Source organism: uncultured Ralstonia sp. (genome assembly GCA_913056305.1).
In the GTDB taxonomy this organism is placed as follows: Bacteria; Pseudomonadota; Gammaproteobacteria; order Burkholderiales; family Burkholderiaceae; genus Ralstonia.
In genome coordinates, this window is sequence record CAJXMR010000025.1 from 1 (window position 1) to 21841 (window position 21841).

Annotated in this window: 22 protein-coding genes, 2 pseudogenes and 1 riboswitch; of the genes and pseudogenes, 12 read left to right on the top strand and 12 right to left on the bottom strand. The window is 66.3% G+C overall.

Going from position 1 to position 21841, the window contains the following annotated elements; all coding sequences use genetic code 11:
* The 10 genes and pseudogenes from QZ609_RS06670 to QZ609_RS06715 form a co-directional block, all read right to left on the bottom strand.
* Window positions 1-88 (bottom strand): annotated as a pseudogene (locus QZ609_RS06670) (6,7-dimethyl-8-ribityllumazine synthase); the annotation flags it as partial.
* A 92-nt stretch (window positions 89-180) separates the two neighbouring features.
* Window positions 181-1311 carry a bifunctional 3,4-dihydroxy-2-butanone-4-phosphate synthase/GTP cyclohydrolase II gene (gene ribBA, locus QZ609_RS06675; protein ID WP_295492458.1) on the bottom strand — a complete coding sequence of 377 codons (1131 nt, stop codon included), beginning with the start codon at window positions 1309-1311 and terminating at the stop codon, window positions 181-183.
* Between the two features lie 125 nt (window positions 1312-1436).
* Window positions 1437-2072: a riboflavin synthase gene (locus tag QZ609_RS06680; RefSeq protein WP_295492460.1), complete on the bottom strand. Its 636-nt coding sequence runs from the start codon at window positions 2070-2072 to the stop codon at window positions 1437-1439.
* A 6-nt stretch (window positions 2073-2078) separates the two neighbouring features.
* Entirely contained in the window at window positions 2079-3191 is a 1113-nt protein-coding gene (gene ribD, locus QZ609_RS06685) for a bifunctional diaminohydroxyphosphoribosylaminopyrimidine deaminase/5-amino-6-(5-phosphoribosylamino)uracil reductase RibD (RefSeq protein WP_295492463.1), read from the bottom strand.
* Between the two features lie 24 nt (window positions 3192-3215).
* On the bottom strand, window positions 3216-3785 hold the full coding sequence (locus tag QZ609_RS06690; protein ID WP_295492535.1) for a GspH/FimT family pseudopilin: 570 nt from the start codon (window positions 3783-3785) through the stop codon (window positions 3216-3218).
* Window positions 3782-4183, bottom strand: coding sequence for a type IV pilin protein (locus QZ609_RS06695; protein WP_295492465.1), 402 nt, complete (start codon window positions 4181-4183; stop codon window positions 3782-3784). The genes QZ609_RS06690 and QZ609_RS06695 overlap by 4 nt, the downstream gene beginning before the upstream one ends.
* Window positions 4183-6024: a pilus assembly protein gene (locus QZ609_RS06700; RefSeq protein WP_295492467.1), complete on the bottom strand. Its 1842-nt coding sequence runs from the start codon at window positions 6022-6024 to the stop codon at window positions 4183-4185. The genes QZ609_RS06695 and QZ609_RS06700 overlap by 1 nt, the downstream gene beginning before the upstream one ends.
* The gene (locus QZ609_RS06705) at window positions 6021-6641 is read right to left on the bottom strand and encodes a pilus assembly protein (RefSeq protein WP_295492469.1); all 621 of its coding nucleotides are present in this window, start codon (window positions 6639-6641) and stop codon (window positions 6021-6023) included. The genes QZ609_RS06700 and QZ609_RS06705 overlap by 4 nt, the downstream gene beginning before the upstream one ends.
* Window positions 6635-7518: pseudogene (locus QZ609_RS06710) on the bottom strand (PilW family protein). The gene QZ609_RS06705 and the pseudogene QZ609_RS06710 overlap by 7 nt, the downstream one beginning before the upstream one ends.
* 58 nt (window positions 7519-7576) lie before the next feature.
* On the bottom strand, window positions 7577-7804 hold the full coding sequence (locus tag QZ609_RS06715) for a hypothetical protein (RefSeq protein ID WP_295492471.1): 228 nt from the start codon (window positions 7802-7804) through the stop codon (window positions 7577-7579).
* Window positions 7805-8407: 603 nt separating this feature from the next.
* Between QZ609_RS06715 and QZ609_RS06720 the strand changes: the two genes are divergently transcribed.
* The 6 genes from QZ609_RS06720 to QZ609_RS06745 are packed head-to-tail and all read left to right on the top strand — an operon-like array spanning window position 8408 to window position 14747.
* Window positions 8408-9010: a Tfp pilus assembly protein FimT/FimU gene (locus tag QZ609_RS06720; protein ID WP_295492473.1), complete on the top strand. Its 603-nt coding sequence runs from the start codon at window positions 8408-8410 to the stop codon at window positions 9008-9010.
* The gene (locus tag QZ609_RS06725) at window positions 9001-9549 is read left to right on the top strand and encodes a prepilin-type N-terminal cleavage/methylation domain-containing protein (RefSeq protein WP_295492474.1); all 549 of its coding nucleotides are present in this window, start codon (window positions 9001-9003) and stop codon (window positions 9547-9549) included. The genes QZ609_RS06720 and QZ609_RS06725 overlap by 10 nt, the downstream gene beginning before the upstream one ends.
* An 11-nt stretch (window positions 9550-9560) precedes the next feature.
* Window positions 9561-10298, top strand: a complete 738-nt coding sequence (locus QZ609_RS06730) for a PilW family protein (protein WP_295492476.1) — start codon at window positions 9561-9563, stop codon at window positions 10296-10298.
* Window positions 10295-10891: a PilX N-terminal domain-containing pilus assembly protein gene (locus QZ609_RS06735; protein ID WP_295492478.1), complete on the top strand. Its 597-nt coding sequence runs from the start codon at window positions 10295-10297 to the stop codon at window positions 10889-10891. The genes QZ609_RS06730 and QZ609_RS06735 overlap by 4 nt, the downstream gene beginning before the upstream one ends.
* Window positions 10891-14265, top strand: a complete 3375-nt coding sequence (locus QZ609_RS06740) for a PilC/PilY family type IV pilus protein (RefSeq protein ID WP_295492480.1) — start codon at window positions 10891-10893, stop codon at window positions 14263-14265. Before QZ609_RS06735 ends, QZ609_RS06740 begins: the two co-directional genes overlap by 1 nt.
* Window positions 14266-14267: 2 nt before the next feature.
* Window positions 14268-14747 carry a type IV pilin protein gene (locus QZ609_RS06745; RefSeq protein ID WP_295492482.1) on the top strand — a complete coding sequence of 160 codons (480 nt, stop codon included), beginning with the start codon at window positions 14268-14270 and terminating at the stop codon, window positions 14745-14747.
* A 44-nt stretch (window positions 14748-14791) separates the two neighbouring features.
* Here the strand turns inward: QZ609_RS06745 and nrdR are convergent, their stop codons facing one another.
* Both nrdR and glyA read right to left on the bottom strand, forming a co-directional pair.
* A complete protein-coding gene (gene nrdR, locus QZ609_RS06750; RefSeq protein ID WP_295492484.1) occupies window positions 14792-15256 on the bottom strand; it encodes a transcriptional regulator NrdR in 465 nt (154 codons plus the stop codon).
* Window positions 15257-15380: 124 nt separating this feature from the next.
* A complete protein-coding gene (gene glyA, locus QZ609_RS06755; protein WP_295492486.1) occupies window positions 15381-16628 on the bottom strand; it encodes a serine hydroxymethyltransferase in 1248 nt (415 codons plus the stop codon).
* 145 nt (window positions 16629-16773) lie between these two features.
* Window positions 16774-16903: riboswitch (ZMP/ZTP riboswitch) on the bottom strand.
* A 145-nt stretch (window positions 16904-17048) separates the two neighbouring features.
* Here glyA and ydfG point away from each other — a divergent pair.
* The 6 genes from ydfG to tolB all read left to right on the top strand — a co-directional run bounded on the left by ydfG (window position 17049) and on the right by tolB (window position 21820).
* Window positions 17049-17801, top strand: coding sequence for a bifunctional NADP-dependent 3-hydroxy acid dehydrogenase/3-hydroxypropionate dehydrogenase YdfG (gene ydfG / locus QZ609_RS06760; protein ID WP_295492488.1), 753 nt, complete (start codon window positions 17049-17051; stop codon window positions 17799-17801).
* Window positions 17802-17880: 79 nt separating this feature from the next.
* A complete protein-coding gene (gene ybgC, locus QZ609_RS06765) occupies window positions 17881-18285 on the top strand; it encodes a tol-pal system-associated acyl-CoA thioesterase (protein WP_295492490.1) in 405 nt (134 codons plus the stop codon).
* Window positions 18282-18977, top strand: coding sequence for a protein TolQ (tolQ, locus tag QZ609_RS06770; RefSeq protein WP_295492492.1), 696 nt, complete (start codon window positions 18282-18284; stop codon window positions 18975-18977). The genes ybgC and tolQ overlap by 4 nt, the downstream gene beginning before the upstream one ends.
* Window positions 18978-18990: 13 nt before the next feature.
* The gene (gene tolR, locus QZ609_RS06775) at window positions 18991-19425 is read left to right on the top strand and encodes a protein TolR (RefSeq protein WP_295492494.1); all 435 of its coding nucleotides are present in this window, start codon (window positions 18991-18993) and stop codon (window positions 19423-19425) included.
* A 49-nt stretch (window positions 19426-19474) separates the two neighbouring features.
* On the top strand, window positions 19475-20458 hold the full coding sequence (gene tolA, locus QZ609_RS06780) for a cell envelope integrity protein TolA (protein ID WP_295492496.1): 984 nt from the start codon (window positions 19475-19477) through the stop codon (window positions 20456-20458).
* Between the two features lie 63 nt (window positions 20459-20521).
* Entirely contained in the window at window positions 20522-21820 is a 1299-nt protein-coding gene (gene tolB, locus QZ609_RS06785) for a Tol-Pal system beta propeller repeat protein TolB (RefSeq protein ID WP_295492498.1), read from the top strand.
* Window positions 21821-21841: the final 21 nt, after the last annotated feature.

Here is a 21841-nt window from a genome sequence, read left to right on the forward strand (position 1 = left end):
CGCACACGGGCTCGTTGAAACGCGCCTGGACGATGCCGATGCGCAGGCCTTCGCCTTCGAGGTTGGTCGGGTAGAAGCCGTGGTCCATGGTGGTGTCCGGTTGGGGTTGCCGGGTGGGGCAACGTCAGCAATCAAGAAAGAAGAAAACCAGCGCGGCAGCCTGGGCTGCCGCAAGAAACCTTAGTGCGTGGTGGCCGAAGCCGCTTCGGGCGCATCCGCCATCGACTGATAGGCCGTGACCTCCAGGTCGTAGCCCGTCATGCTCGGCAGCTTGAGTGGCGAGGCCAGCACACGCATCTTGCCCACGCCCACGTCCTTGAGGATCTGCGCGCCGATGCCGTAGATACGCGGGTCCGGCTTGCTGCGCGGGCGCTCGTGCGGGGCGTCCAGCGCAGTGAACTGGGTGAACAGGCGATCGGCCGAGTCGCCGCAGTTGAGCAGCACCACCACGCCGGTCGGAGCGGCGTTCACCGCACGCAGGGCAGCCGGCACGCTCCACGAGTGCGTGGTGCGCTGGCATTCCAGCAGGTCCAGCACCGACAGCGGCTCGTGCACGCGCACCAGCGTTTCGGTGGTGGGCGTCGGATTGCCCTTGACCAGCGCCAGGTGGGCGCGGCCGGCGGCGCGGTCGCGGAAGGCCACGGCACGGAAGGTGCCGAACTGCGTTTCCATGGTGCGCTCGCCGATGCGCTCGACAATGCTCTCGGTGCGGCTGCGGTATTGGATCAGGTCGGCAATCGTGCCGATCTTCAGGCCGTGCTTCTTGGCGAACTCCACCAGGTCCGGCAAGCGCGCCATGGTGCCGTCGTCCTTCAGGATTTCGCAGATCACGGCGGCTGGCGTCAGGCCGGCCATTGCGGTCAGGTCGCAACCGGCTTCGGTGTGGCCGGCGCGCATCAGCACGCCACCCTTCTGGGCACGCAGCGGGAAGATGTGGCCCGGATTCACCAAGTCCGCGGGTTTGGCGTTCTTGGCTGCGGCCACCTGGATGGTGCGAGCACGGTCAGCGGCGGAAATGCCGGTGGTCACCCCTTCGGCTGCTTCGATGGATACGGTGAAGTTGGTGCCGAACTGCGTACCGTTGCGGCTCGCCATCATCGGCAGGTCGAGCTGGTCACAGTGTTCTTCGGTGAGCGTCAGGCACACCAGGCCGCGCGCGTGCGTGACCATGAAGTTGATCGCTTCCGGTGTGACGTAATCGGCTGCCAGGATCAGGTCGCCTTCGTTCTCACGGTCTTCCTCATCAACCAGGATGACCATCCGGCCGGCGCGGATTTCGGCAATGATTTCTTCGACTGTGGCGATCGACATGGCGTAGCTGGAGGCGCGCCGCTGGTCAGCCCCCTGTTTGGGAACGTTGGCGACCGTGCGACTGCGTAAATGGGAAGCCCGCTATTGTACGCCAAGGCGGCCGAGGCGACCCCCTTGGCCGGGGTTCAAACCGTGGCGGGCTGGGCGAGGGTGGTGTGGCTCAGCATGCGCTCGACATACCGGGCGATCAGGTCGATTTCCAGGTTGACCTGGCTGCCCGCTTTCAGGTGCTTGAGCGTGGTCACGGCCACCGTGTGGGGGATCAGGTTGATCGAGAACTCGCAGCCATCGGCGTCGTCACGCACGCTGTTGACCGTGAGCGACACACCGTTGACGACCACCGAGCCCTTGTAGGCCAGATACTTCCCCAGCTCCGTCGACGCGCGCACGCGCAGTTCGTGCGATTCGCCCACCGGCGCGAAATGCGTGACCGTGCCCAGGCCGTCCACGTGGCCGGACACGAGGTGCCCGCCGATGTGGTCGGCCAGGCGCAGCGCCTTCTCCAGGTTCACCTCGCCCGGGCGCGCCAAGCCGACCGTCTTTGACAGCGATTCGCGCGACACGTCCACGTCGAAATGCGAGTCCGTCTTGGCCACCACCGTCATGCAGGCGCCCTGGATGGCGATCGAATCGCCCAGCGCCACGTCGCCCAGCGGCAGGCCGCCCGAGGCGATGGACAGGCGCACGCCCGCATCGGCGTTGGCGCCCAGCGGGGTGACGGCTTCAATGCGGCCGATGGTGGCGACGATTCCAGTAAACATAGAGGGTCAGTCAGTCGGGTTGCGGCGCGCCAGGATGCGGAGGTCGCCGCCGACGCGCGAGATGTCATGAAAGAAGAATTCGGCCGCGCCCTCGAGCGATTGCAGCGGCCCCATATTGAACATGCCCTGGCCCGAGCCCAGCACCTTGGGCGCCAGGTAGACGAGGATCTCGTCGACCAGCCCCTCGCGCAGCAGCGAGCCGTTGAGTTTGAAGCCGGCCTCGACGTGCAGCTCGTTGATCTCGCGGCGGCCGAGCTCGCGCAGCATGGCGGGCAGGTCGACCTTGCCGGCGGCGTTGGGCAGCAGGATGACCTCGGCGCCGTGTTCGGCCAGGGCGCGCATGCGGCCGGCCTCGGGCTGGGCGGCGAAGATCAGCGTGGGCTCGTGGTGGCCGTCGGCGGTGAGGATGTGGGCGTCGAGCGGCACGTCCAGCGCCGAGTCGACCAGGATGCGGCGCGGCTGGCGCGGCGTGGGGATGGCGCGCACGGTCAGGCGCGGGTTGTCTTCGCGCACCGTGCCGATGCCGGTGAGGATCGCGCAGGCGCGCGCGCGCCAGCGGTGGCCGTCGTTGCGCGCCTCGGTTTCCGTGATCCACTGGCTGATGCCGTTGTCGAGCGCCGTGCGGCCGTCCAGCGAGGCGCCCACCTTCACGCGCACCCACGGCGTGCCGCGCGTCATGCGCGAGACGAAGCCGATGTTCAGCTCGCGTGCCTCGCGCTCGAGCAGGCCGCAGCGTACGTCGATGCCGGCGTCGCGCAGCTTCTGCAGGCCGCGCCCGGACACGGTGGGGTTGGGATCTTCCATCGCCGCCACCACGCGGGCGATGCCGGCTTCGACCAGGCGATCCGCGCAGGGCGGGGTGCGGCCGAAGTGGCTGCACGGCTCCAGCGTCACATAGGAGGTGGCGCCGCGCACGTCGTGGCCGCGCGACTGGGCGTCCTTGATGGCTTGGATCTCGGCATGGTCCTGGCCGGCGGGCTGGGTGTAGCCCTCGCCGATGACGGTGTCGCCCTGGACCAGTACGCAGCCCACGCGCGGGTTGGGCGTGGTGGTGAAGAGCCCCTTCTCCGCCAGCGCCAAGGCGCGCTGCATCATGGCGTGATCGAAATCGGAAAACATGGGGCAGTGAAACGGGAAGTGAGGTTAGGGGGCGTCGTCGATGCCGTCGGTGCCGCAACTGCTGTCCGAGGCCGGGTTGCATATGCGGGCCCGGCCGGCTCGGTTGATGCGCACGCGGCGCACGTGCGGGCCGGAAGCGACGGTCAACGTGCCGTACAGCTGTGCATCATTGCTCGTCCGTGAGTATCCCACAGGTGCATACGAAAGGGTGTCGACGCCTTTTTGCGATGACTTGAACGTAAGCTCCATCGCTGGCACCCCGGGCGGCGAGACCGAGAGCAGCACGTCCTCAGCGCCCGGTGCGAGCGGTGTGGTTTGTGTTTGCGGCGAGGGCGTCATGTACAGCGCCCATCCGGATGACCAGCCTTCCCCCGCATCTAGCGGGCCGAGGTGGACCCACGCGCGCCGGTTGCGCGCGGTGACCTGCGCCAGTGAGACGGCACTGGCAAACCGATCAGCCAGCACAATCACCGTCTCGCGCCGCCACCAGTCCAGCGCTGCGGGTGCCGCGAACACGGCGAGGACCGCCAGCACGGCCACGACGACGATCAGCTCGGCCAACGTGACGCCCGCTTGCGGGTGCGGGCGCGTCATGGCCAGCATGCTGGTGGCGCCGGCTCGCGTACGCCTGCAGCCTGAATAAAGCGCTCGCCGGTGCTGCGCAGGATCAGCGTACCGCAGCGTGTGTCCGGGCGAGCGGGCTGCGCGACAACTTCCATGCATTGCATCAGCGTACGGCCATCGCACCACTGGGCGGACAGTGCGTAGCCGGGCGCGTGTTCCGAGATACCTGAGAAATCGGCGTAGCGGCCCGAGTGAGCATGGCGCCGTTCCTGTTCCGCCATGGCCGCAACCAGCGCGGCGCGCGCTGACGCCAGCTCGACGCGGTCCCGATGCCGGGTCCACGCCTGCATCGCCATCACCGTCAGCACGGCTGCGACGGCCAGCGCGATCAGCAGCTCGATCAACGTGAAGGCAGCGGGGCGGCGCATCAGCGAGCCCCTTCTTCGATCAACTCGCGCCAGCTCAGGCGGCCGAGCTTGCGCGTCTGCGTGTAGGTTTGCAGGGCCTTGGGCTGGTTGCCGGGCGCGTGCCAGAGCGTGGTCTGGACGACCTGCGTGCTGCTGCCGTCCTGGCGTGCGTTGGGCGGCGCGGCCTGCGTCGTAATGAGCGGCGCAGACGCCAGGACGTGACCGGTGCGGCGGCCCTTGTCGGCGGGCAGGCCGTTGCGCGGGTCAAGCAGATAGGCGCGGATGAGGCCGTCCGCATCGCGGGTGGTCAGGAGCAGGCTGCCGGAGCCGGCGCTGGTGAGGTCGTCTGGGGTGTGACCGGGTGGCAGATCGATGTGCCAACCCTTGGCGGGCGTGCCATCACTGTCGGGGCGCAGCACCACGCCCTCTGCGACATCAGCGGCGCTGCGACCGGCCAGGTCGCTACGCGACAGGTTGCGCTGCCCGTTGTCTCGATCGGCGACACCGTAGAGCGTGGCCGATCCGTCGGCATCGACTGCCGTGAACACGAGCAGTGGCCCGCCGGCGGTGGCCGCCAGCAGGATCGGCCCGACGATGTGCTGCAGTTGACCACGTTGCGACTTCGCGGTGAAGAACGGTTGGCGCCGTTCGGTTTCGTTGCGGCCGAGCGCCTGCGGCCAGGGCGGTGCGCCGCGCAGGTCAAAGCGCCAGATCTGGCCGTGAGTGTCACCGGCATAGGCGAAGGTGGCGCGGCCGTCGGGGCCGAGCGCCACAGCTGGCGCCCCCAGCCCGCCGAGGCTGGCGTCTTTCGGCACGGCGATGGTGAAAGCGGTGCGCCCTGGCTGCCATGCCGACGCGGGCGGCTGGTCCAGCGCCAGTAGCAGCAGGCGGCTTTCCACGCTCGCGTCGCTGCGGCCATTGCCGCTGATGGCAAACCAGCGCGACTGTATGCCGCTGTCGTCGGCCAGCGGCACGATCGGGATCGGGTCTTCCAGATGGCCGACGGTCGGGTCATCGGTGGCGTCGTAGGCGAGCAGGGCCCTGGGCGCGGTTGAGGCCGGATCGGACACGTCGACGAGGAACAGGCCCGGTGCCATGGCCCCGTTTGCGCACGCGAGGATGGAGTGCCAGCGCGTGCCGGTCCAGGCATCGGCGGCGAATGGGCGGCGGCAGACCGGCGCCGGCGGCGATTGCCCGGGTGATGCATCGCGCGCGGCAACGGGCAGCACTGCATCGGACATGACGGCAAAGCGCTCCTGGCCGGTCAACGCGTCGAAGCCGTGCAGCATGCCGTCGTTGGCGCCGAGGTAGACCATCCAGGGCCGCCGGGCCGCTTGCTGCCGGAACGCGGCGTGCCGCGCGTCGAACGCGAAGCCGGGTGGCCCGAGCAGTTGCACGCGGGTGCCACGCATGGCGCCGAGTACCGAAGTGCGCGGGCGCAGGCGCGGAGGCTGGGTTTCGTGCGTGCGCGCGCCGCGCAGGTAGTCGAGCCGGATGGCGCCGTTGCCATGGGGCGCATCCAGCGCCGCCTGCTGTGCCGGATCGAGGGCAGCCCAGCGGAGCGGGATGGCGGTACGTGCCGGGGTATGCCCGTGGCCGAACGTCCAGAGTTGCCGCGCATCGGGCGGCAGCGTGTCGAGCAGGCGCGAGGCTTCCCACAGGTCGGGTGGCAGCGGCGCCTCCAGCGTGCCAAGTGTCGGCGCAAACTGCAGGGCGCGCAGGCGGCCGCTCCAGGCGTCATCGCCGGGCGCGATGAGCAGGTGCGTGGGCAGATGGCCGGCGGGGGAGTCCGCCGCTGCGGCGGGCATGATGCCGGTCAGCGCCACCGCCATCCATGCGCAAGCGACTCGCCGGCACGTCATGGGCTGGATGCCCCGGGGCGGAACACCGTCTGCAGCACCACGCTGACTTCCGGATCGGCGCCAAAGCCTGCGGCCGTGATGCGGAACAGGCGGGGCTGCGGCGCGGCGCCGGCCTGTATCCACTGGCCCGGCCGCGCATCGGGAATCGGCTCGATGACGTAGCGTGCACGGTGCGCGGGATGCCGTGCGCCGACGGCCGAGCCCGTGTCGACTTCCACGCCATGCGAGGTGGCCTCCAGCAGTGTCGCGAGCGCCCACAGCGACTGGCCCGTCAGCGGTTGACACAGCCCGCGCGCCACACCCTCGCCACACGTGCCGGCAACGAAGCCCGACAACGTGACCGGGTTGAGTGCCGCGATGCGCTCGGGCGAGGGGCGGGCGGTGCACGGGGCGGCTGAGGGGGTGCCAGTGGCCACGGACAACTCGCATTCGGCGTCCGCCAGCGCCTTTTCAGCGGCCTGCTTGGCGAGCGCGTGATCGATCGTCAATCCAGCACGGCGGCGCTGGTCGAGCGCGAGGTGGAGCGCGGCCATGGTCAGCAGGCCGAGCAATGTCACGGCCGCCATCACGATCACCAGCGAGAAGCCGCGACGGCGGGCGGCCGCGTCATTCAGCATGCGTCGACCTCGCAGGACAGCGGATTGCGCACGCGGATGTGGCGTTGAAGGCGGCGCGGCGGCGTTGTGTGTTGAATGGGGTGAACTGCCGATCTTGCTTGGTTTCGCCCTCCGCCGGGGGAAGCGCGGGGAAGAGCTTGATTGGTGCTGCGGGTTCGCCTGCGGCGCTCGGATCGTTGTAGTCACCGCGCACCACGAGCGCGACATGCACGGCCTGTACGCGGTGCCATTGCGTGCGATCGAGCGCGCGGGCGGAGGCGATTGTGGCCGGTGCGCCGTCGGCCCCGCTGACTGTATACAAGAGCTGCAGGGTTTCGACGCCCCGGACCATGCCGAGCGCGGGCGCGAAATCGGGCTGGAGCTGCTTCTTGTCGCGCCTGTGGGAGCGGCACATCAGTTGTGGCTCGCTGCTGCCGCTTGCCTGATAGATGTAGAGCAACATGAACCCGGCGCGCGGATCGTCCCCGCCGCCCTGGATGCGCTCGGGCACGCCATACCCGGAACAATCGATGACCGTGGTGCCATCCGCGTACCGGCCGTCGGCCTGGCTGCTGCGGCCACTGAATCGCACCAGCAAGGCATCGCTTGCTCCGACGACGCCGCGTCCGCAGTGCAGATCGTCTACGGAGAGAGGGGGGCCGCAGTTGTCTGCCCCGAGCAGCGAGGGCGGCGCACCCGCGTCAGGCCAGCGCCGCATGGGCGACCATGCCGGCGTGTCGGTAATCCAGCCGGCTTGTTGCACCGCAGTGGTGAACAGTTCCAGCGCCTGCGTGCCGCGATCCTCGATCAACGCTTCGTCAGCAATGCGCTGGTAGCGTGCGCGGGCGAACAGCACAAGTTGCAGCGCAATACCGAGCACGATCAGCCCCATCAGCATGCCGACCAGCAACTCGACCAGCGAGGCGCCGCGCGCGGGGCGGAGCGGGCGGCACACCTTAGCGGACGCTTGCGGTTTCAATGCGTGTCACCTGCGCATGAGCCTCGCTGGACAGCTCGCGGACGGTGTGGACGGTGTGCTCCAACTGGTCGAACGCGACGAAGGTGCCGGCAGCACACAGTGAAAGCAGTGTGAGCGCGACGAGCGATTCAAGCAGGATGGCGCCGTGCGCCGCGCGGGGATGGGGCGTGCGCGGCGGGCGTTGCGTGGGGCGGCGTGGCGGCATGGGCGGTTTGGGCGCGGAGGCATCGCAGAACCGCCTTAAGTTAAAAAGAATCGTGCCGTTTTAATGTCATATCTGGTCAATAGACTCCGGCGGTGCGCAGTCGGCCAGGGGCAACTGCTTTAGCACCGCATGGCGGAGCGTTGTGGCGGCCGCGATCGGTGGTTTTTAACCAACGACCGGTCCGCGGAATGCAACCGTTTGCCGGGCGCAGTTGACACATTTTGATGAATTCCCCACTATTCTGGGGTTGCACTCTGTGCGCGATTCGTCGCAGCGATGCAAACCGTGCCCCGGGTGTGGCGCGGGTCCAAGAAATAGAACTCAGCAAAAAACCGGCAGGGCGGACGCAGCCAACTGCGCCGTGACTGCCGAATAAAACCGTCGGGGGTTACATGGACAGGGATATTCCGCCTTCAGGGCGGTACGGGCATTTCGTCGGGCGCTTGTCGCACTGACATGGCGGCGCCGGTCCGCACTCACGTTACCGCGCATCAACTTCAATCGTCACGCAGCCTCCGGCATCCGCGCCGGGAGGTGGGACGTGGCGATGGCGTCAGCGTTCGTCCTGACGGCGTGTTGCGCGACAGCCAACTAGAGACAACCATGTGGCACCTCAACGGGCGAGGCGGCGTGCGGGGGCGCGCCGCTTGCCTGCATTCGCATCGCATCCACGGCGTCTCGATGGTCGAGCTGCTGATCACGCTCGCGATCGTGGCCGTCCTGGCCGTCATCGCCACGCCGTCGTTTGTCGGGATCATCCAGAAGGCCCGGCTGCAGGCGGAGGTGAATTCGCTGGCCAGCGATCTGCAGTACGCCCGCGCCGAGGCGATCAAGCGTGGCCAGCCGGTCAGCTTGTGCCCGTCGTCCAACGGCACCACGTGCAATACGACCAATCCCACCTACTGGGAAGCCGGCTGGATCGTCTTCAACGATGTCAACGGCTCGGGCACGACCGATTCCACCAACGATACGCCGCTGCGCGTGCGGGCTCCGCTTGCGAGTGGAGATACCTTCCGACCCACCCCGTCGGCCCCGGCCTCGGCGGTGACGTATAGCCGCGATGGCTTTGCAACCAACCTGGCCAACGGCACCGTCACGATGACGCTGCACAGCTCGCCGCTGAACGACAACGCGACGCGCTGCGTGGCGATCAACCTGGTCGGGCGCCAAGTCGTACAGACAAAGGGGACTGGCTCATGCAACTGAGTATGCAACGGCGCCAGGCTGGCGGGTTCTCGTTGATCGAGGCGCTGATCACCATCGTGGTGGTGGGCGTGGGGCTGATCGGGCTGGCGAAGATCCAGGCGGCGGCGGTGGGCAATACGCAGATCTCGCGTGTGCGTTCGCTGGTGGCGCTGCAGACGGAGAGCCTGGTGGCCGCCATGCACGGCAATCGTGCGTTCTGGGCGGTGGCGCTCACGGCCCCAGCAACGTTCAGTGTGAGCGGCACGACGGTCACGGATTCGAACAGCGTGCTCAGCACGACCGTCACGAAATGCAAGGGCAGCAAGTGTTCGTCCACCGAGTTGGCCGCCTATGACGTCCAGCAGTGGGCAAAGACGATGAACGCGAACTTTCCGGGCTACACCGCCACCGGCAACTGCACCACCGTCGTGCCGGTGAACTGCAACATCACCGTGACCTGGATCGAGAAGTACATCGCGGTCAACAGCACGACAGCCTCGGCGGCGGCCGCGGCCCAGCCGACAACCCAGCAGAGCTACACGGTCTACGTCCTACCATGAGCGGAAAACCGATGACTCCCCGAGTGCAATGGGCGCGCAGGCAGGCCGGCACCAGCCTGATCGAGATCCTGATCGCCATGGTGATCGCGCTGTTCATCATGGGCGGCGTGGTGGTGGTGTTCGTGAACATGCAGAAGACGTTCACGAGCCAGGATCAGCTCTCGCAACTGCAGGACAACGAGCGGCTCGCGCTGACCATCCTGACCAACACGGTGCAGACGGCTGGCTACTTCCCGGATCCGCTGCACTACACGGCGGTGACGGCGCTACCCGCGTCGGGCGTGCTGGCGACGGCCCAGGTGATCTCCGGTACGACCGGTACGGGAACCGGCAGCAACAGCGATACGCTGACGGTCCAGTTCGCCACGGCCAGCGGCGACGGCAACATGAACTGCCTGGGCCAGACCAACACCAGTGGCAAGGCGCAGCCGCAGGTGTTCATCAATACGGTGTCCGTCAGCCCCAACAACGAATTGCAGTGCTCGTTGAATGGACAGGCAGCGGTGCCGCTCGTCAGCGGCGTGTCTGGCTTTCAGGTGCTCTACGGCATCGATAGTGGTCACAACGGAACGGTCGATTCGTATTGGACCGCTGCGCAGGTCGCGGCGGCGCAAGGGGGGACGGGCGACTGGTCGTCGGTCCACACGGTCCAGGTCACGCTGACGTTTGCCACGCAGTTCGGCAACCTGGGCGGGTCCACGCAGAACACGCAGTGGACGCAAATGATCAGCCTGAAGAACCAGCCATGAGTGGGACGATGCGTCTTTACAGGATGTCGATCCGCCGAGAGCGTGGGTACACGCTGATTATCGGGCTGCTGCTGCTGCTCGTGCTGACGCTGTTTGCGGTGGGCATGTTCCGTAGCTCTGGTTTGCAGGAGCGGATTGCCGCTGCCACGCGCGACAAGCAACGCGCGGTCGAGGCGGCACAGAGTGCGCTGCAGTATGGCGAGTGGTGGCTCCAACTGAACAATGGCGGGGCCGCCGTCAACTGTACGGGCATGGGCGTCAACAGCGCGAACACGCTGGCCAACATGCGGGTGTGCTCGACTGCGCTGGCCACGCCCACCACGCTGCCCTGGGGCGTGGGATTGGCCTACCAGCCGCCGGCCATGACGGCCAACGGCGGCGGTGGCATGGCCGGGGCGAGTTCGCCGGCAGGGGACATCAACTACGCGGGCATGCCTGGGCTGTACATCAACTATCTCGGCACGGACCCAACCGGACTGGCGCAGCTTTACCAGGTCACTGCTTATGGCTATGGCGGTGATGCAACGACAGGGGCAGTGGTGCAGAGCACCTACAAAATTACGCCGGGCACCAAAGATTTGGGGCAACAGTGATGAAGAAAAACCAACGTCTCGTTCTGCTTGCGACTGCCGCGGTGTTGCCGGGTGTCTCGCACGCGCAGCTCGTCATCAGCGATACCCTGACGGGAGCCTCGTCTTCCTACAACTGGCAGGCGCTCAATGGTGCCTGCCTGACGGCGGGTGACGGCTCTGGCACGATTCCGGCCTGCGTGGGGCTGAAGTACTACAGCGGCAAGACGCTGGTGGGCGGCACCGGCGGCCGGTTGCCGGATACCGCGGGTTCGGGGGCGCTACGCCTGACCAACGGGGACACCACGACCGGCACCAACGGCAACAACCAGACCGGCGCCGTTGTTTCCAACTTCACCTTTCCGACCAACCAGGGTTTGCAGGTCACGTTCACCACGGTGACGTATGGCGGCAATGCCTATAAGAACTCTTCCGGCACGCAATCGGGCGCCGACGGCATCAGCTTCTTCCTGGCGGATGGCTCACAACCGGCAACGGTCGGCGCGCTCGGCGGCAGCCTGGGCTACAGCTGCTCCAACGGCAACTCTACCTACGACGGCGTCGTCGGCGGCTACATTGGTTTGGGCATCGACGAGTACGGCAACTTTTCCAACTCTGGCGACAACACCAATACCGGCCCCGGTGCCACCCCCGGCCGTATCAGCCTGCGTGGTGCGGGCAACACCAACTGGGCCAACCTGTCGACCAACTACTCGCAGTACTACCCGACTTCGGGTATGAGCACGTCGCAGTCCAATGCCGTGCAGAGGACCTGCCGGGCGGGCTACCTGTACAACTACAGCGGCTCCGGGACGTACGACGCGACCGGGAGGTGGATCAACGACGGCGGCAGGACGTACGAGAAGATCCCTTACAACTACAACTACATTACGGGCGACACGCTCAGCGGCGTGACGCTTTACAGCCAAGAAGCCACCAACAACCCCGTGCGCGGATCGGCAACGCCCATCACCTACGGGCTCACCATCACGCAGGACGGCTTGTTGAGCCTGTCATACAGCGTGAACGGCGGGACGGCGCAGCCCGTCATCACGAACCGAAGCATCACCGCGTCGAACGGGCCGCTGCCCTCGTCGTTCCGCTTCGGCTTCTCGGCCGGTACGGGTGGCGGCAGCAACGTGCATGAAATTACGTGCTTCAAGGCTGCGCCGGTCGGGCAGTCCAGCAGCTCCGCCGGTACCAACGTACAGCAGACCGCGCGTATTGAAGCGGGTACCCAGCTCTATCTTGCCTACTATCACGCGAACAACTGGTGGGGCGAGCTGACCGCGCAAACCATGGGGGTGGATGCGAAGACGGGTAAGTTCACCATCAATACCGCGGCAAACTGGGACGCAAGCTGTACGTTGACGGGGGGGGCTTGCCCGGCGATGAGCTCGACCGCTACCGTTACCGCGCAAACACCCACGGCGCGCCAGATCCTGACCTGGAGTGGCGCCAGCGGGGTTCCCTTCCAATGGGCGAGCCTGACCTCGGCCCAGCAAACCGCGTTGACCGCCGGCGACGCCAGCGCCACTGACGCGCGTCTGCAGTATCTGCGCGGCGACCGCACTTACGAAGTCAACAACGGCGGGTCGTTCCGCACCCGCACCGGCGTGTTGGGAGACATCATCAACTCCAGCCCCACCTGGGTGGGCGGGCCGTCGGCGCCCTACACCGGCACGTGGAAGGATTCGCTGTATCCCAAAGCCGGGGCGGCCGAGAGTAGCTACGCGAGTTTCAAGACCACCAATGGGCAGCGGCTGAATGTGGTGTACCTCGGCTCGAACGACGGCATGCTGCACGGCTTCCGCAGCGGCAGCTACGACGCCAGCGGCAACTTCGTCGCCAACGCGACCACGCCCAACGACGGGCAGGAAGTACTGGCGTACATGCCAGCCGCGATTCTGAACACCATCCATAGCGGTACGAGCACCAAGCTGGATTTCAGCTCGCCCTCGTATGCGCACAGCCTGTATGTGGATGCCACGCCCGGCACCGGCGACCTCTACTACAACGGGGCCTGGCATACGTGGCTCGTAGGCGGCTTGGGCGGTGGCGCGAATGCAGCCGGCCCGATCGGTGACAGCACCAGCACGGGCGCGGGCGCGATCTACGCCCTCGACGTGACCGACCCGACCACCTTCAATGAGACCAACGCCAGCAAGTTGGTGATTGGCGAGTGGACGCCTTCGACGATCTCCTGCGCCAACTACACCACCACCAGCTGCGGCGGCTACCTCGGCAACACCTATGGCACACCGGTCATCCGCCGCCTTCACAATGGTAGCTGGGCGGTGCTGTTCGGCAACGGTCTGAACAGCCAGAACGGAACGGCCGGGATGTACATCATGCTGGTCGACTCGACCAGTGGGAACGTCACGTTCCGCTACCTGGATACGGGCTATGGTCCGAGCCAGGACCCCACCGGCAACAGCAACAAGAACGGCATCGCGTATGTGACCCCCGCCGACTTGGACGGCGACCACATTACCGACTACGTCTACGCGGGCGACGCCTTTGGGAACATCTGGCGTTTTGATCTGACCTCGCAGGACCCCGCGTTGTGGAGCGTGTCGTCGGGGCCCCTGTTCTCGACATCGGCGGGTCAACCCATCACCAGCAAGGTCGTCGTGGCGTCGATTCCCGGTGTCGGTTCGGTTTCCGCCTACCCGCGTGTGCTGGTCAGCTTCGGCACCGGCCAGGCCTTCCCGGCGACCCTCACCAGCCCGGCCACCTATGCGAGCACAGGCCAGGCCCTCTATGGTGTCTGGGACTGGGACATGCAGGCCTGGAACGCGATGGCTCCCGCGGGCGCGCGATACACATCGCTCGCTGGGCCGCAAAACGTAATCACCGCGTCTTCGCTGTTACAACAAAGCATCACGGCCGACGTAGCGGCCACGGCAACGACGGTGGCGCAGCGGGTTGTGAGTAGCTACCCGGTGTGCTGGCAAGGGTCCACGGCGTGCAAGGGGGTGAACAATCAGTGGGGTTGGACATTGCCGTTGCCCACCGGGAAAAACGAGCAGGTGGTCTACAACCCGGTCCTGCAGTTCGGCGTGTTTAACGTCAATACGATCATCCCCGCCGTTCAGCAGATACTGTCCTGCAGCGCAACGCCGGCCTCCGGTTACTCAATGGGCGTCTCCGTTGCGAACGGCGGTGCGACAACCAACCCGTATTTCCTTGACGCCAACGGCAAATACCTTACCGTGAACGGTACTGGGGTCAGCGGCGTCGGTTTCAGCGGGACGGGTACGTCGTCGTTTGTGTCTATCGGTAATGGCCAGTATCAGATGGTGACGCAGAGTGCGGATAACACGCCGAAAAACATTGGAGTCAACCCGAACGCCGCCGGTGTGGGCTCGCGCCTGAACTGGGTCAAGCTGCGCTAATCATGAAACGACATTCGACGTCCGTGCTCTCGAAGCGCACCACCGGCTTCACGCTGATCGAGCTGATGATCACGGTGGCGATCATCGCCATCCTGGCCCGCATCGCCTATCCGTCGTACCAGCAATACATCCTCAAATCACACCGCGCGGATGCGAAGACGGCGCTGCTGGATCTGGCGACGCGGCAAGAGCGGCTGTTCACGCTGCAGAATACCTACACCACCGTGCCGGCTTCGCTGGGCTATGCCGCCGCCAGCTTCCCGTTTGCCATCCAGTCGGGCACGCAGTCGTACTACCAGCTGTATGTCACGCTGACAGGCACGCCGGGCGGGACAGGCGCTTCAGCGCCTGGCTATTCCGCCTCGGCTGTTAACGTCGGCCCGCAGACGGCAGACGGATGCGGGGCGTACACCATCAACCAGCTCGGCGTGCAAGGCAATACCGGCATGGCCACCGGCACCACCACTGCGCAGTGCTGGTAAAAAAAAGGGCCCCGAGCGGGCCCTTTTCTTTTGCTGCAGTGGCTTCATTTACGCGCCGGCGTGGCCGCAACCTCATCCAGCACGTCGCGAAACTCCGCCAGATCCTCAAAGCTTCGGTACACCGACGCAAAGCGGATGTAGCCGATCTTGTCCAGCCGTTTGAGCTCACGCATCACCAGTTCGCCCACGCGGTCGCTGCCGATTTCCTTTTCGCCGTGGGCAAGCAGTTTTTCTTCGATGCGTGCGATGGCCTCATCAATGGCCTCGGCGGACACGGGCCGCTTGCGCAGCGCCAGGCGCATGGAATCCTTGACCTTGTTGCGGTCGTAATCGACGCGGCTGCCGTTCTTTTTGACGACGGCGGGGAAGAACAGCTCGATGCGTTCGTAGGTCGTGAAGCGGCGGTCGCAGGACTCGCAGCGGCGGCGCCGGCGCACGGTGTCGCCTTCCTCCGACATGCGGGTATCAATCACCTGGGTGGCCGCGTGGCCGCAAAACGGGCATTTCATGCCGGTCTCCTGGGAAACCCCAAAGAACGCACTTCACAAAAGAACAACGCCGCGACGGCCCAAGGCGGGCGCATCGCGGCAGGGGTAGCACTACGGGGCCGGTTGCCCGGCCACGGCTGATGAATCAGCGATAGACCGGGAAGTCGCGGGTCAGCTCGGCCACCTTGGCGCGCACGGCGGCAATGTTCGCTTCGTCATGCGGATTATCCAGCACATCGGCGATCAGGTGGGCGACCTTCACGGCCTCGGCTTCCTTGAAGCCGCGCGTGGTCATCGCCGGCGAGCCCAGGCGCACGCCCGAGGTCACGAACGGCTTTTCCGGATCGTTCGGGATGGCGTTCTTGTTGACGGTGATGTGCGCGTCGCCCAGCACCTTCTCGGCTTCCTTGCCGGTGATCTGCTTGGCGCGCAGGTCGACCAGCATCACGTGGCTTTCGGTACGGCCCGAGACGATGCGCAGGCCGCGCGCGATCAGCGTTTCGGCCATGACGCGGGCGTTCTTGACCACTTGTTCCTGGTACGCCTTGAACTCCGGCGTCAGCGCTTCCTTGAACGCCACCGCCTTGCCGGCGATCACGTGCATCAGCGGGCCGCCCTGGATGCCCGGGAAGATCGCCGAGTTGATGGCCTTCTCGTGCTCAGCCTTCATCAGGATCACGCCGCCGCGCGGGCCGCGCAGGCTCTTGTGGGTCGTCGTCGTCACGAAGTCAGCGTGCGGCACCGGGTTCGGGTACACGCCTGCGGCGATCAGGCCGGCGTAGTGAGCCATGTCGACCATGAAGTACGCGCCGATCGACTTGGCCACCTTGGCGATACGCTCGAAATCGATGCGCAGGGCGAAGGCCGATGCGCCAGCGATGATCAGCTTGGGCTTCTTCTCTTGCGCCAGGGCTTCGAGCGCGTCGTAGTCGATATCTTCCTGGGCGTTCAGGCCGTAGCTGACCACGTTGAACCACTTGCCACTCATGTTCAGCGCCATGCCGTGGGTCAGGTGGCCGCCTTCAGCCAGGCTCATGCCCATGATGGTGTCGCCCGGCTTGAGCATGGCAAAGAACACGCCCTGGTTGGCCTGCGAGCCTGAGTTCGGCTGCACGTTGGCGGCTTCGGCGCCGAACAGCTGCTTGACGCGGTCGATGGCGAGCTGCTCAACCACATCGACGTATTCGCAACCGCCGTAGTAGCGCTTGCCCGGGTAGCCCTCGGCGTACTTGTTGGTCAGCTGCGAGCCCTGCGCGGCCATCACGGCCGGGGAGGTGTAGTTTTCGGAGGCGATCAGCTCGATGTGGTCTTCCTGGCGCTGATTCTCCTTCTGGATGGCGGCGAAGACTTCGGGGTCGATCTGGTCGATCGTATAGCGGCTGCGTTCGAACATGGCGAGTGTCTGGTCTGAAACGAAACGGAAATGGCGGAGATCGGGCGAGGCGGGCGGGCTTCGGGAAACGCGCGCGGCTTGGGGCGCTGCTCCCGCCCTGACGTTCAGGCCGGTGGCAGCGGGTGTCCAAGTCACCCTGCTTCCCATTCGCTGCCCAGGCGAGCGGCAGGCGTCGTTGTGCATGACGCCAGAAACCTTGCGCTTCCTCGTGGTCGGTGCCCACTAACTAAGGGCCGCTGCTGCAGCCCCAGGATTCGCCAGTCGCGCAAGGTGGAATGGTTGCCCGCGAGTGTACGACAGCCGTATGGCCGCCGCAAGGCACGGGCGCGGCGGGGCGCACATGGCGGCGCAGCGGGCCACGGTGCTCGGTTACACTCTTGCACTTCGCTGATTGCTGTTCTTTGGCTCGGAGAGACCTCCATGATCGTATTCGTGACCGGCGCGACGGCCGGCTTTGGCGCAGCCATTGCGCGGCGTTTCGTGCGGGAAGGGCATCGCGTGATCGCGGCCGGGCGCCGCCAGGATCGCCTCGATGCGCTCAAGGCCGAGCTGGGCGATGCGCTGCTGCCGTTCATCCTGGATGTGCAGGATGCCGCCGCCGTGGCCGCGCTGCCGGGCTCGCTGCCCGAGGGCTGGCGCGAGGTCGACGTGCTGGTCAACAACGCCGGCCTGGCGCTCGGCCTGGAGCCGGCCCAGCGCGCCGACCTGACCGACTGGGATCGCATGATCGGCACCAACTGCGCCGGCCTGGTGCATATGACGCGCGCGCTGCTTCCAGGGATGGTCGAGCGCAACCGCGGCCATGTCGTCAACATCGGCTCGATCGCCGGCTCGTATCCGTATCCGGGCGGCAATGTGTACGGCGCCACCAAGGCCTTCGTGCGCCAGTTTTCGCTGAACCTGCGCGCCGACCTGACCGGTACCCGCGTGCGTGTGTCGAACATCGAGCCCGGCCTGTGCTCCGGCACCGAATTCTCGAACGTGCGTTTCAAGGGCGATGACGGCCGCGTCGACAAGGTCTATGAGGGCACCGAGGCGCTCACCGCCGACGACATCGCCGAGACGGTTTACTGGATGGCCGCGCTGCCGGCGCATTTCAATGTCAACGCGATCGAGATCATGCCCGTTTGCCAGTCGTTCACCGCCACGAGCGTGACGCGGAACCTCGCCTGAGGCAATTTGGAGCAAACCGCAAGCCATCGTCCGGTCGGGCGATGGCCGGCTGTCATTTAACCCTTGGTAAAATCCGAGGATGTCCACTTTTGACTGGAACCTGCGCGTGTATTGGGAAGATACCGACGCAGGCGGCGTGGTGTTCTACGCCAACTACCTGAAATTCTTCGAGCGCGCCCGCACCGAGTGGCTGCGCGCATTGGGGGTCGACCAGCTGGCGCTGGCTGACACGACCGGGGCCATCTTCGTGGTGCGTAGCACCGCTGTGGACTACCGCGCACCCGCCCGCCTGGACGACCTGTTGCAGATCCGTTCGCGTATGGAACGGGTCGGACCGGCATCGGTCCAATTTGCCCAGGAAGGCTGGCGCGGCGACGTCCTGCTCGCCTCGGGCACGATTCGTGTTGGATGTGTCGATCGGCTCACCTTCCGTCCGACCCCGATTCCCGCTCCCGTACTCGCAACCATCAAAGCTGCCGCATGAATCCCGTCGAGGTCACACAAGATCTGTCGATCGTCTCGCTGGTGCTGCACGCCAGCGTCCTGGTCCAAGCCGTCATGGCGTTGCTGCTGGTGATGTCCCTGTTCTCCTGGACATACATCTTCCGCAAGGCCTTCGCGCTGCGCGCCGCGCGCGCCAAGACCGAATCCTTTGAACGCGATTTCTGGGCCGGCGGCGATCTGCAGGCGCTGTATCAGAGCGCGGCCAACAACCGCCACCACACGGGTGCGCTGGAGCGCATCTTTGAAGCCGGCATGCGCGAATTCCTCAAGGGGCGCGAGCAGCAGCGTGGCGTCGGCGACCCCAGCGCGATTCTCGACGCCTCGCGCCGGGCCATGCGCGCCGCCTACCAGCGCGAGATGGATTCGCTCGAATCACACCTGCCGTTCCTGGCCTCGGTCGGTTCGGTCAGCCCGTATATCGGCCTGTTCGGCACCGTGTGGGGGATCATGAACGCCTTCCGCGGCCTGTCCAACGTGCAGCAGGCGACACTCTCTGCCGTGGCGCCGGGCATTGCCGAGGCGCTGGTGGCCACGGCCATCGGCCTGTTCGCGGCCATTCCGGCGGTGATCGCCTACAACCGCTACGCCACCGAGATGGACCGCCTGGCCAACCGCTTCGAGAGCTTCATCGAAGAGTTCTCGAACATTCTCCAGCGCCAGGCGGCGCGCTGAGGGCCGCAACAGCATGGCAACCATCCAGCGAACGCGCCGCCCCCGGCGGGCCAAGGCCGACATCAACGTGGTGCCCTACATCGACGTGATGCTGGTGCTGCTGGTTATCTTCATGGTGGCCGCGCCGGTGGTGAACCCGGGCGTGGTCAACCTGCCGACGGTCGCCAACGCCACACCGCAGCAGACGCAGCCGCCCATCGTCGTGACCATCAAGGCCGACGGCACGCTGCTTGCTCGTATCAAGTCCAGTTCAGGCGCCACCGAGCAGAAGCTGGCCAACAACCAGGAGCTGCGCGCCTTCGTCAAGCAGCGTACGGATGAAAACCCGGAGCAACCGGTCGTCATCGCGGCCGACAAGACGGTGCAGTACGACAAGGTGCTGACGGTGATGAGCGTGCTCAAGGGCGACGGCGTCAAGCGCGTCGGTCTGATGGTGAAGTCGCAATGAGCGCCCACGTGTGCATGATCGTGAACGCCCGCGAGGCGGTCTGACCGGCATGGCTACGACCTCGGTGCAACGCTACGAACCCGTCCGCGAGCGCGGCACGCTGCGGGCGTTCAGCTTGGCGGTGCTGATGCACCTGCTATTGCTGGCGTTCCTGTACTTTGGCGTGAAGTGGCAGAGCAGCACGCCGCGCGGCGAAGAAGCCGAGCTGTGGGACGAGCAGGCGGTGCAACAGGCGATCCAGGCCATACCGGCACCTGAGCCGAAGCCGGAGCCCGTCATCAAGGCGCCGCCGGCCAAGGTGGAAGAGGAAGCGGACATCGCACTGGAGCAGGCCAAGCGCAAGCGTGAGCAGGAAGCTGCCGCCGCGCGTGAAGCCGAACTGGCCCGCCGCGCCGCCGAGGAGCGCGAGGAAACCAAGCGCCAGGCGCTGCTGAAGCAGCAGAAGGAGCAGCAGGCTCACCAGACGGAACTGCAGCGCAAGGCCCAGGCCGAACAGCAGGCCAAGGAAAAGGCCGCTGCCGAAGCGCAGGCGCGCAAGGAAGCGCAACTGCAAGCCCAGGCAGAGGCCAAGCAGAAGGCCAAGGCTGCGGCCGAAGCCAAGGCCAAAGCCGATTCGGAGCGCAAGGCGACGGAAGCCAAGTCGAACGCGCAGCGCAATGCCAACCTGCAGCACCTGCAGGCCATGGCTGGCGGTGCGGGGACGGGCGCGGTGTCGGGCTCTGGCGGCGGCGTCGGTACCGGCATGGGCACCGGCGGTACGGCGTCGGCGGGCTATGCCGAGCGCGTGCGTGCCAAGGTCAAGCCGAACATCGTGTTCGACCCCGAGGCCGTCAGCGGCAATCCGACCGCGGTGGTGGCGGTACAGATGGCGCCGGACGGTTCGATCATGTCGCGCCGACTGACCAAGTCGAGCGGCAACGGTGCCTACGACGAGGCCGTGCTGCGCGCGGTGGACCGCTCCGACCCGCTGCCACGCGACACCAATGGCAAAGCGCCGTCGAGCGTCACCCTGACGTTCCGGCCCAAGGAATAACGCGCTGGCACTGCAGCGGCGGTGCCGGCACCCAGTTCAACGATTCGACTACGGACAAGGAAGATGATGCGCAAGATGTGGATTCCGATGCTCCGTCGCGCAGCACAAGCGTGGCTTCTGACGATGGCCTGCGTGGGCGTGGCCCATGCCCAGCTCAATGTGGAGATCTCCGGCGTCGGCTCCAGCCAATACCCCATCGCCATCGCCCACTTCCAGGGCGAGCAGCAGGCCCAGCAGAACATCACCGCCATCGTCCGTGCTGACCTGGCGCGCAGCGGCCGCTTCTCGAACGTCGACGTGGCCGGCGCCGTGGTGCCGGAGACCCCGGCCCCGGACCTGGGGGCGTGGAAGAGCAAGGGCGCCGCCGCCTTCGTGGGCGGCACCGTCACGCGCAACGGCGACCGCTATGACATCCGCTTCCGCCTGTACGACACCGCCAAGGGCGAGAGCCTCGGCGGCCTGTCGCTCACGCGCGGCGAAGGCCAGTTGCGCCTGGCTGCGCACGAGATTGCCGATTACATCTACCAGAAGCTGATGGGCGAGCGCGGGGTGTTCGCGACGCGCCTGTCCTACGTGGCCAAGGTCGGCCGCCGCTTCCAGCTGCAGATTTCCGATTCGGACGGCGCCAACCCGCAGATCGCGCTGACCAGCAACGAGCCGATCATCTCGCCGTCGTGGTCGCCGGATGGCTCCAAGGTCGCGTACGTGTCGTTCGAGAGCAAGAAGCCGGTGGTGTACGTGCATGACCTGGTGGCCGGGCGTCGCACCGTCATCTCGAACCAGAAGGGCAACAACTCGGCGCCGGCGTGGTCGCCGGATGGCCGCCGCGTGGCGGTGGCCCTGTCGCGTGATGGCAATACGCAGATCTACATGGTCAACGCCGACGGCTCGGGCCTGCATCGCCTCACGCGCAGCAGCGCGATCGACACCGAGCCGGCCTTCTCGCCGGATGGCCGCTCGATCTACTTCACCAGCGACCGCGGCGGCGCGCCGCAGATCTACCGCATGTCGGCCGAAGGCGAGGGCGACAGTGGAGCCCAGCGCGTGACCTTCAAGGGCGGCTACAACGTCAGCCCGCGCATTTCGCCCGATGGCAAGCTGCTGGCCTACATTTCGCGGGTGGGCGGCGCGTTCAAGCTGTATGTGCAGGACATGTCCAACGGCGATGTGACCGGGCTGACGGACACGTCCTACGATGAGTCGCCGAGCTTTGCCGCCAACGGCAAGTTCATCCTGTATTCGACCCGCGTGGGCGGGCGAACCGTGCTGGCCGCGGTGTCGACCGATGGCCGCACGCGTCAGGTACTTTCTCTCCAGGCTGGCGAAGTGCGTGAGCCAGCATGGGGTCCTTTCATGCAATAACGCATCCTTCAGGAGAAATCG

Bases quoted from the DNA above. Each gene is read 5' to 3' on its own strand.
- QZ609_RS06680 (WP_295492460.1), bottom strand. From the start codon at position 2,072: ATGTTTACTGGAATCGTCGCCACCATCGGCCGCATTGAAGCCGTCACC.
- QZ609_RS06720 (WP_295492473.1), top strand. From the start codon at position 8,408: ATGTGGCACCTCAACGGGCGAGGCGGCGTGCGGGGGCGCGCCGCTTGC.
- QZ609_RS06745 (WP_295492482.1), top strand. From the start codon at position 14,268: ATGAAACGACATTCGACGTCCGTGCTCTCGAAGCGCACCACCGGCTTC.
- QZ609_RS06725 (WP_295492474.1), top strand. From the start codon at position 9,001: ATGCAACTGAGTATGCAACGGCGCCAGGCTGGCGGGTTCTCGTTGATC.
- tolR (WP_295492494.1), top strand. From the start codon at position 18,991: ATGGCAACCATCCAGCGAACGCGCCGCCCCCGGCGGGCCAAGGCCGAC.
- QZ609_RS06690 (WP_295492535.1), bottom strand. From the start codon at position 3,785: ATGACGCGCCCGCACCCGCAAGCGGGCGTCACGTTGGCCGAGCTGATC.
- QZ609_RS06705 (WP_295492469.1), bottom strand. From the start codon at position 6,641: ATGCTGAATGACGCGGCCGCCCGCCGTCGCGGCTTCTCGCTGGTGATC.
- ribD (WP_295492463.1), bottom strand. From the start codon at position 3,191: ATGTTTTCCGATTTCGATCACGCCATGATGCAGCGCGCCTTGGCGCTG.
- tolQ (WP_295492492.1), top strand. From the start codon at position 18,282: ATGAATCCCGTCGAGGTCACACAAGATCTGTCGATCGTCTCGCTGGTG.
- QZ609_RS06740 (WP_295492480.1), top strand. From the start codon at position 10,891: ATGAAGAAAAACCAACGTCTCGTTCTGCTTGCGACTGCCGCGGTGTTG.
- glyA (WP_295492486.1), bottom strand. From the start codon at position 16,628: ATGTTCGAACGCAGCCGCTATACGATCGACCAGATCGACCCCGAAGTC.
- ribBA (WP_295492458.1), bottom strand. From the start codon at position 1,311: ATGTCGATCGCCACAGTCGAAGAAATCATTGCCGAAATCCGCGCCGGC.
- ybgC (WP_295492490.1), top strand. From the start codon at position 17,881: ATGTCCACTTTTGACTGGAACCTGCGCGTGTATTGGGAAGATACCGAC.
- QZ609_RS06715 (WP_295492471.1), bottom strand. From the start codon at position 7,804: ATGCCGCCACGCCGCCCCACGCAACGCCCGCCGCGCACGCCCCATCCC.
- QZ609_RS06700 (WP_295492467.1), bottom strand. From the start codon at position 6,024: ATGACGTGCCGGCGAGTCGCTTGCGCATGGATGGCGGTGGCGCTGACC.
- tolB (WP_295492498.1), top strand. From the start codon at position 20,522: ATGATGCGCAAGATGTGGATTCCGATGCTCCGTCGCGCAGCACAAGCG.
- QZ609_RS06730 (WP_295492476.1), top strand. From the start codon at position 9,561: ATGACTCCCCGAGTGCAATGGGCGCGCAGGCAGGCCGGCACCAGCCTG.
- QZ609_RS06695 (WP_295492465.1), bottom strand. From the start codon at position 4,183: ATGCGCCGCCCCGCTGCCTTCACGTTGATCGAGCTGCTGATCGCGCTG.
- nrdR (WP_295492484.1), bottom strand. From the start codon at position 15,256: ATGAAATGCCCGTTTTGCGGCCACGCGGCCACCCAGGTGATTGATACC.
- tolA (WP_295492496.1), top strand. From the start codon at position 19,475: ATGGCTACGACCTCGGTGCAACGCTACGAACCCGTCCGCGAGCGCGGC.
- QZ609_RS06735 (WP_295492478.1), top strand. From the start codon at position 10,295: ATGAGTGGGACGATGCGTCTTTACAGGATGTCGATCCGCCGAGAGCGT.
- ydfG (WP_295492488.1), top strand. From the start codon at position 17,049: ATGATCGTATTCGTGACCGGCGCGACGGCCGGCTTTGGCGCAGCCATT.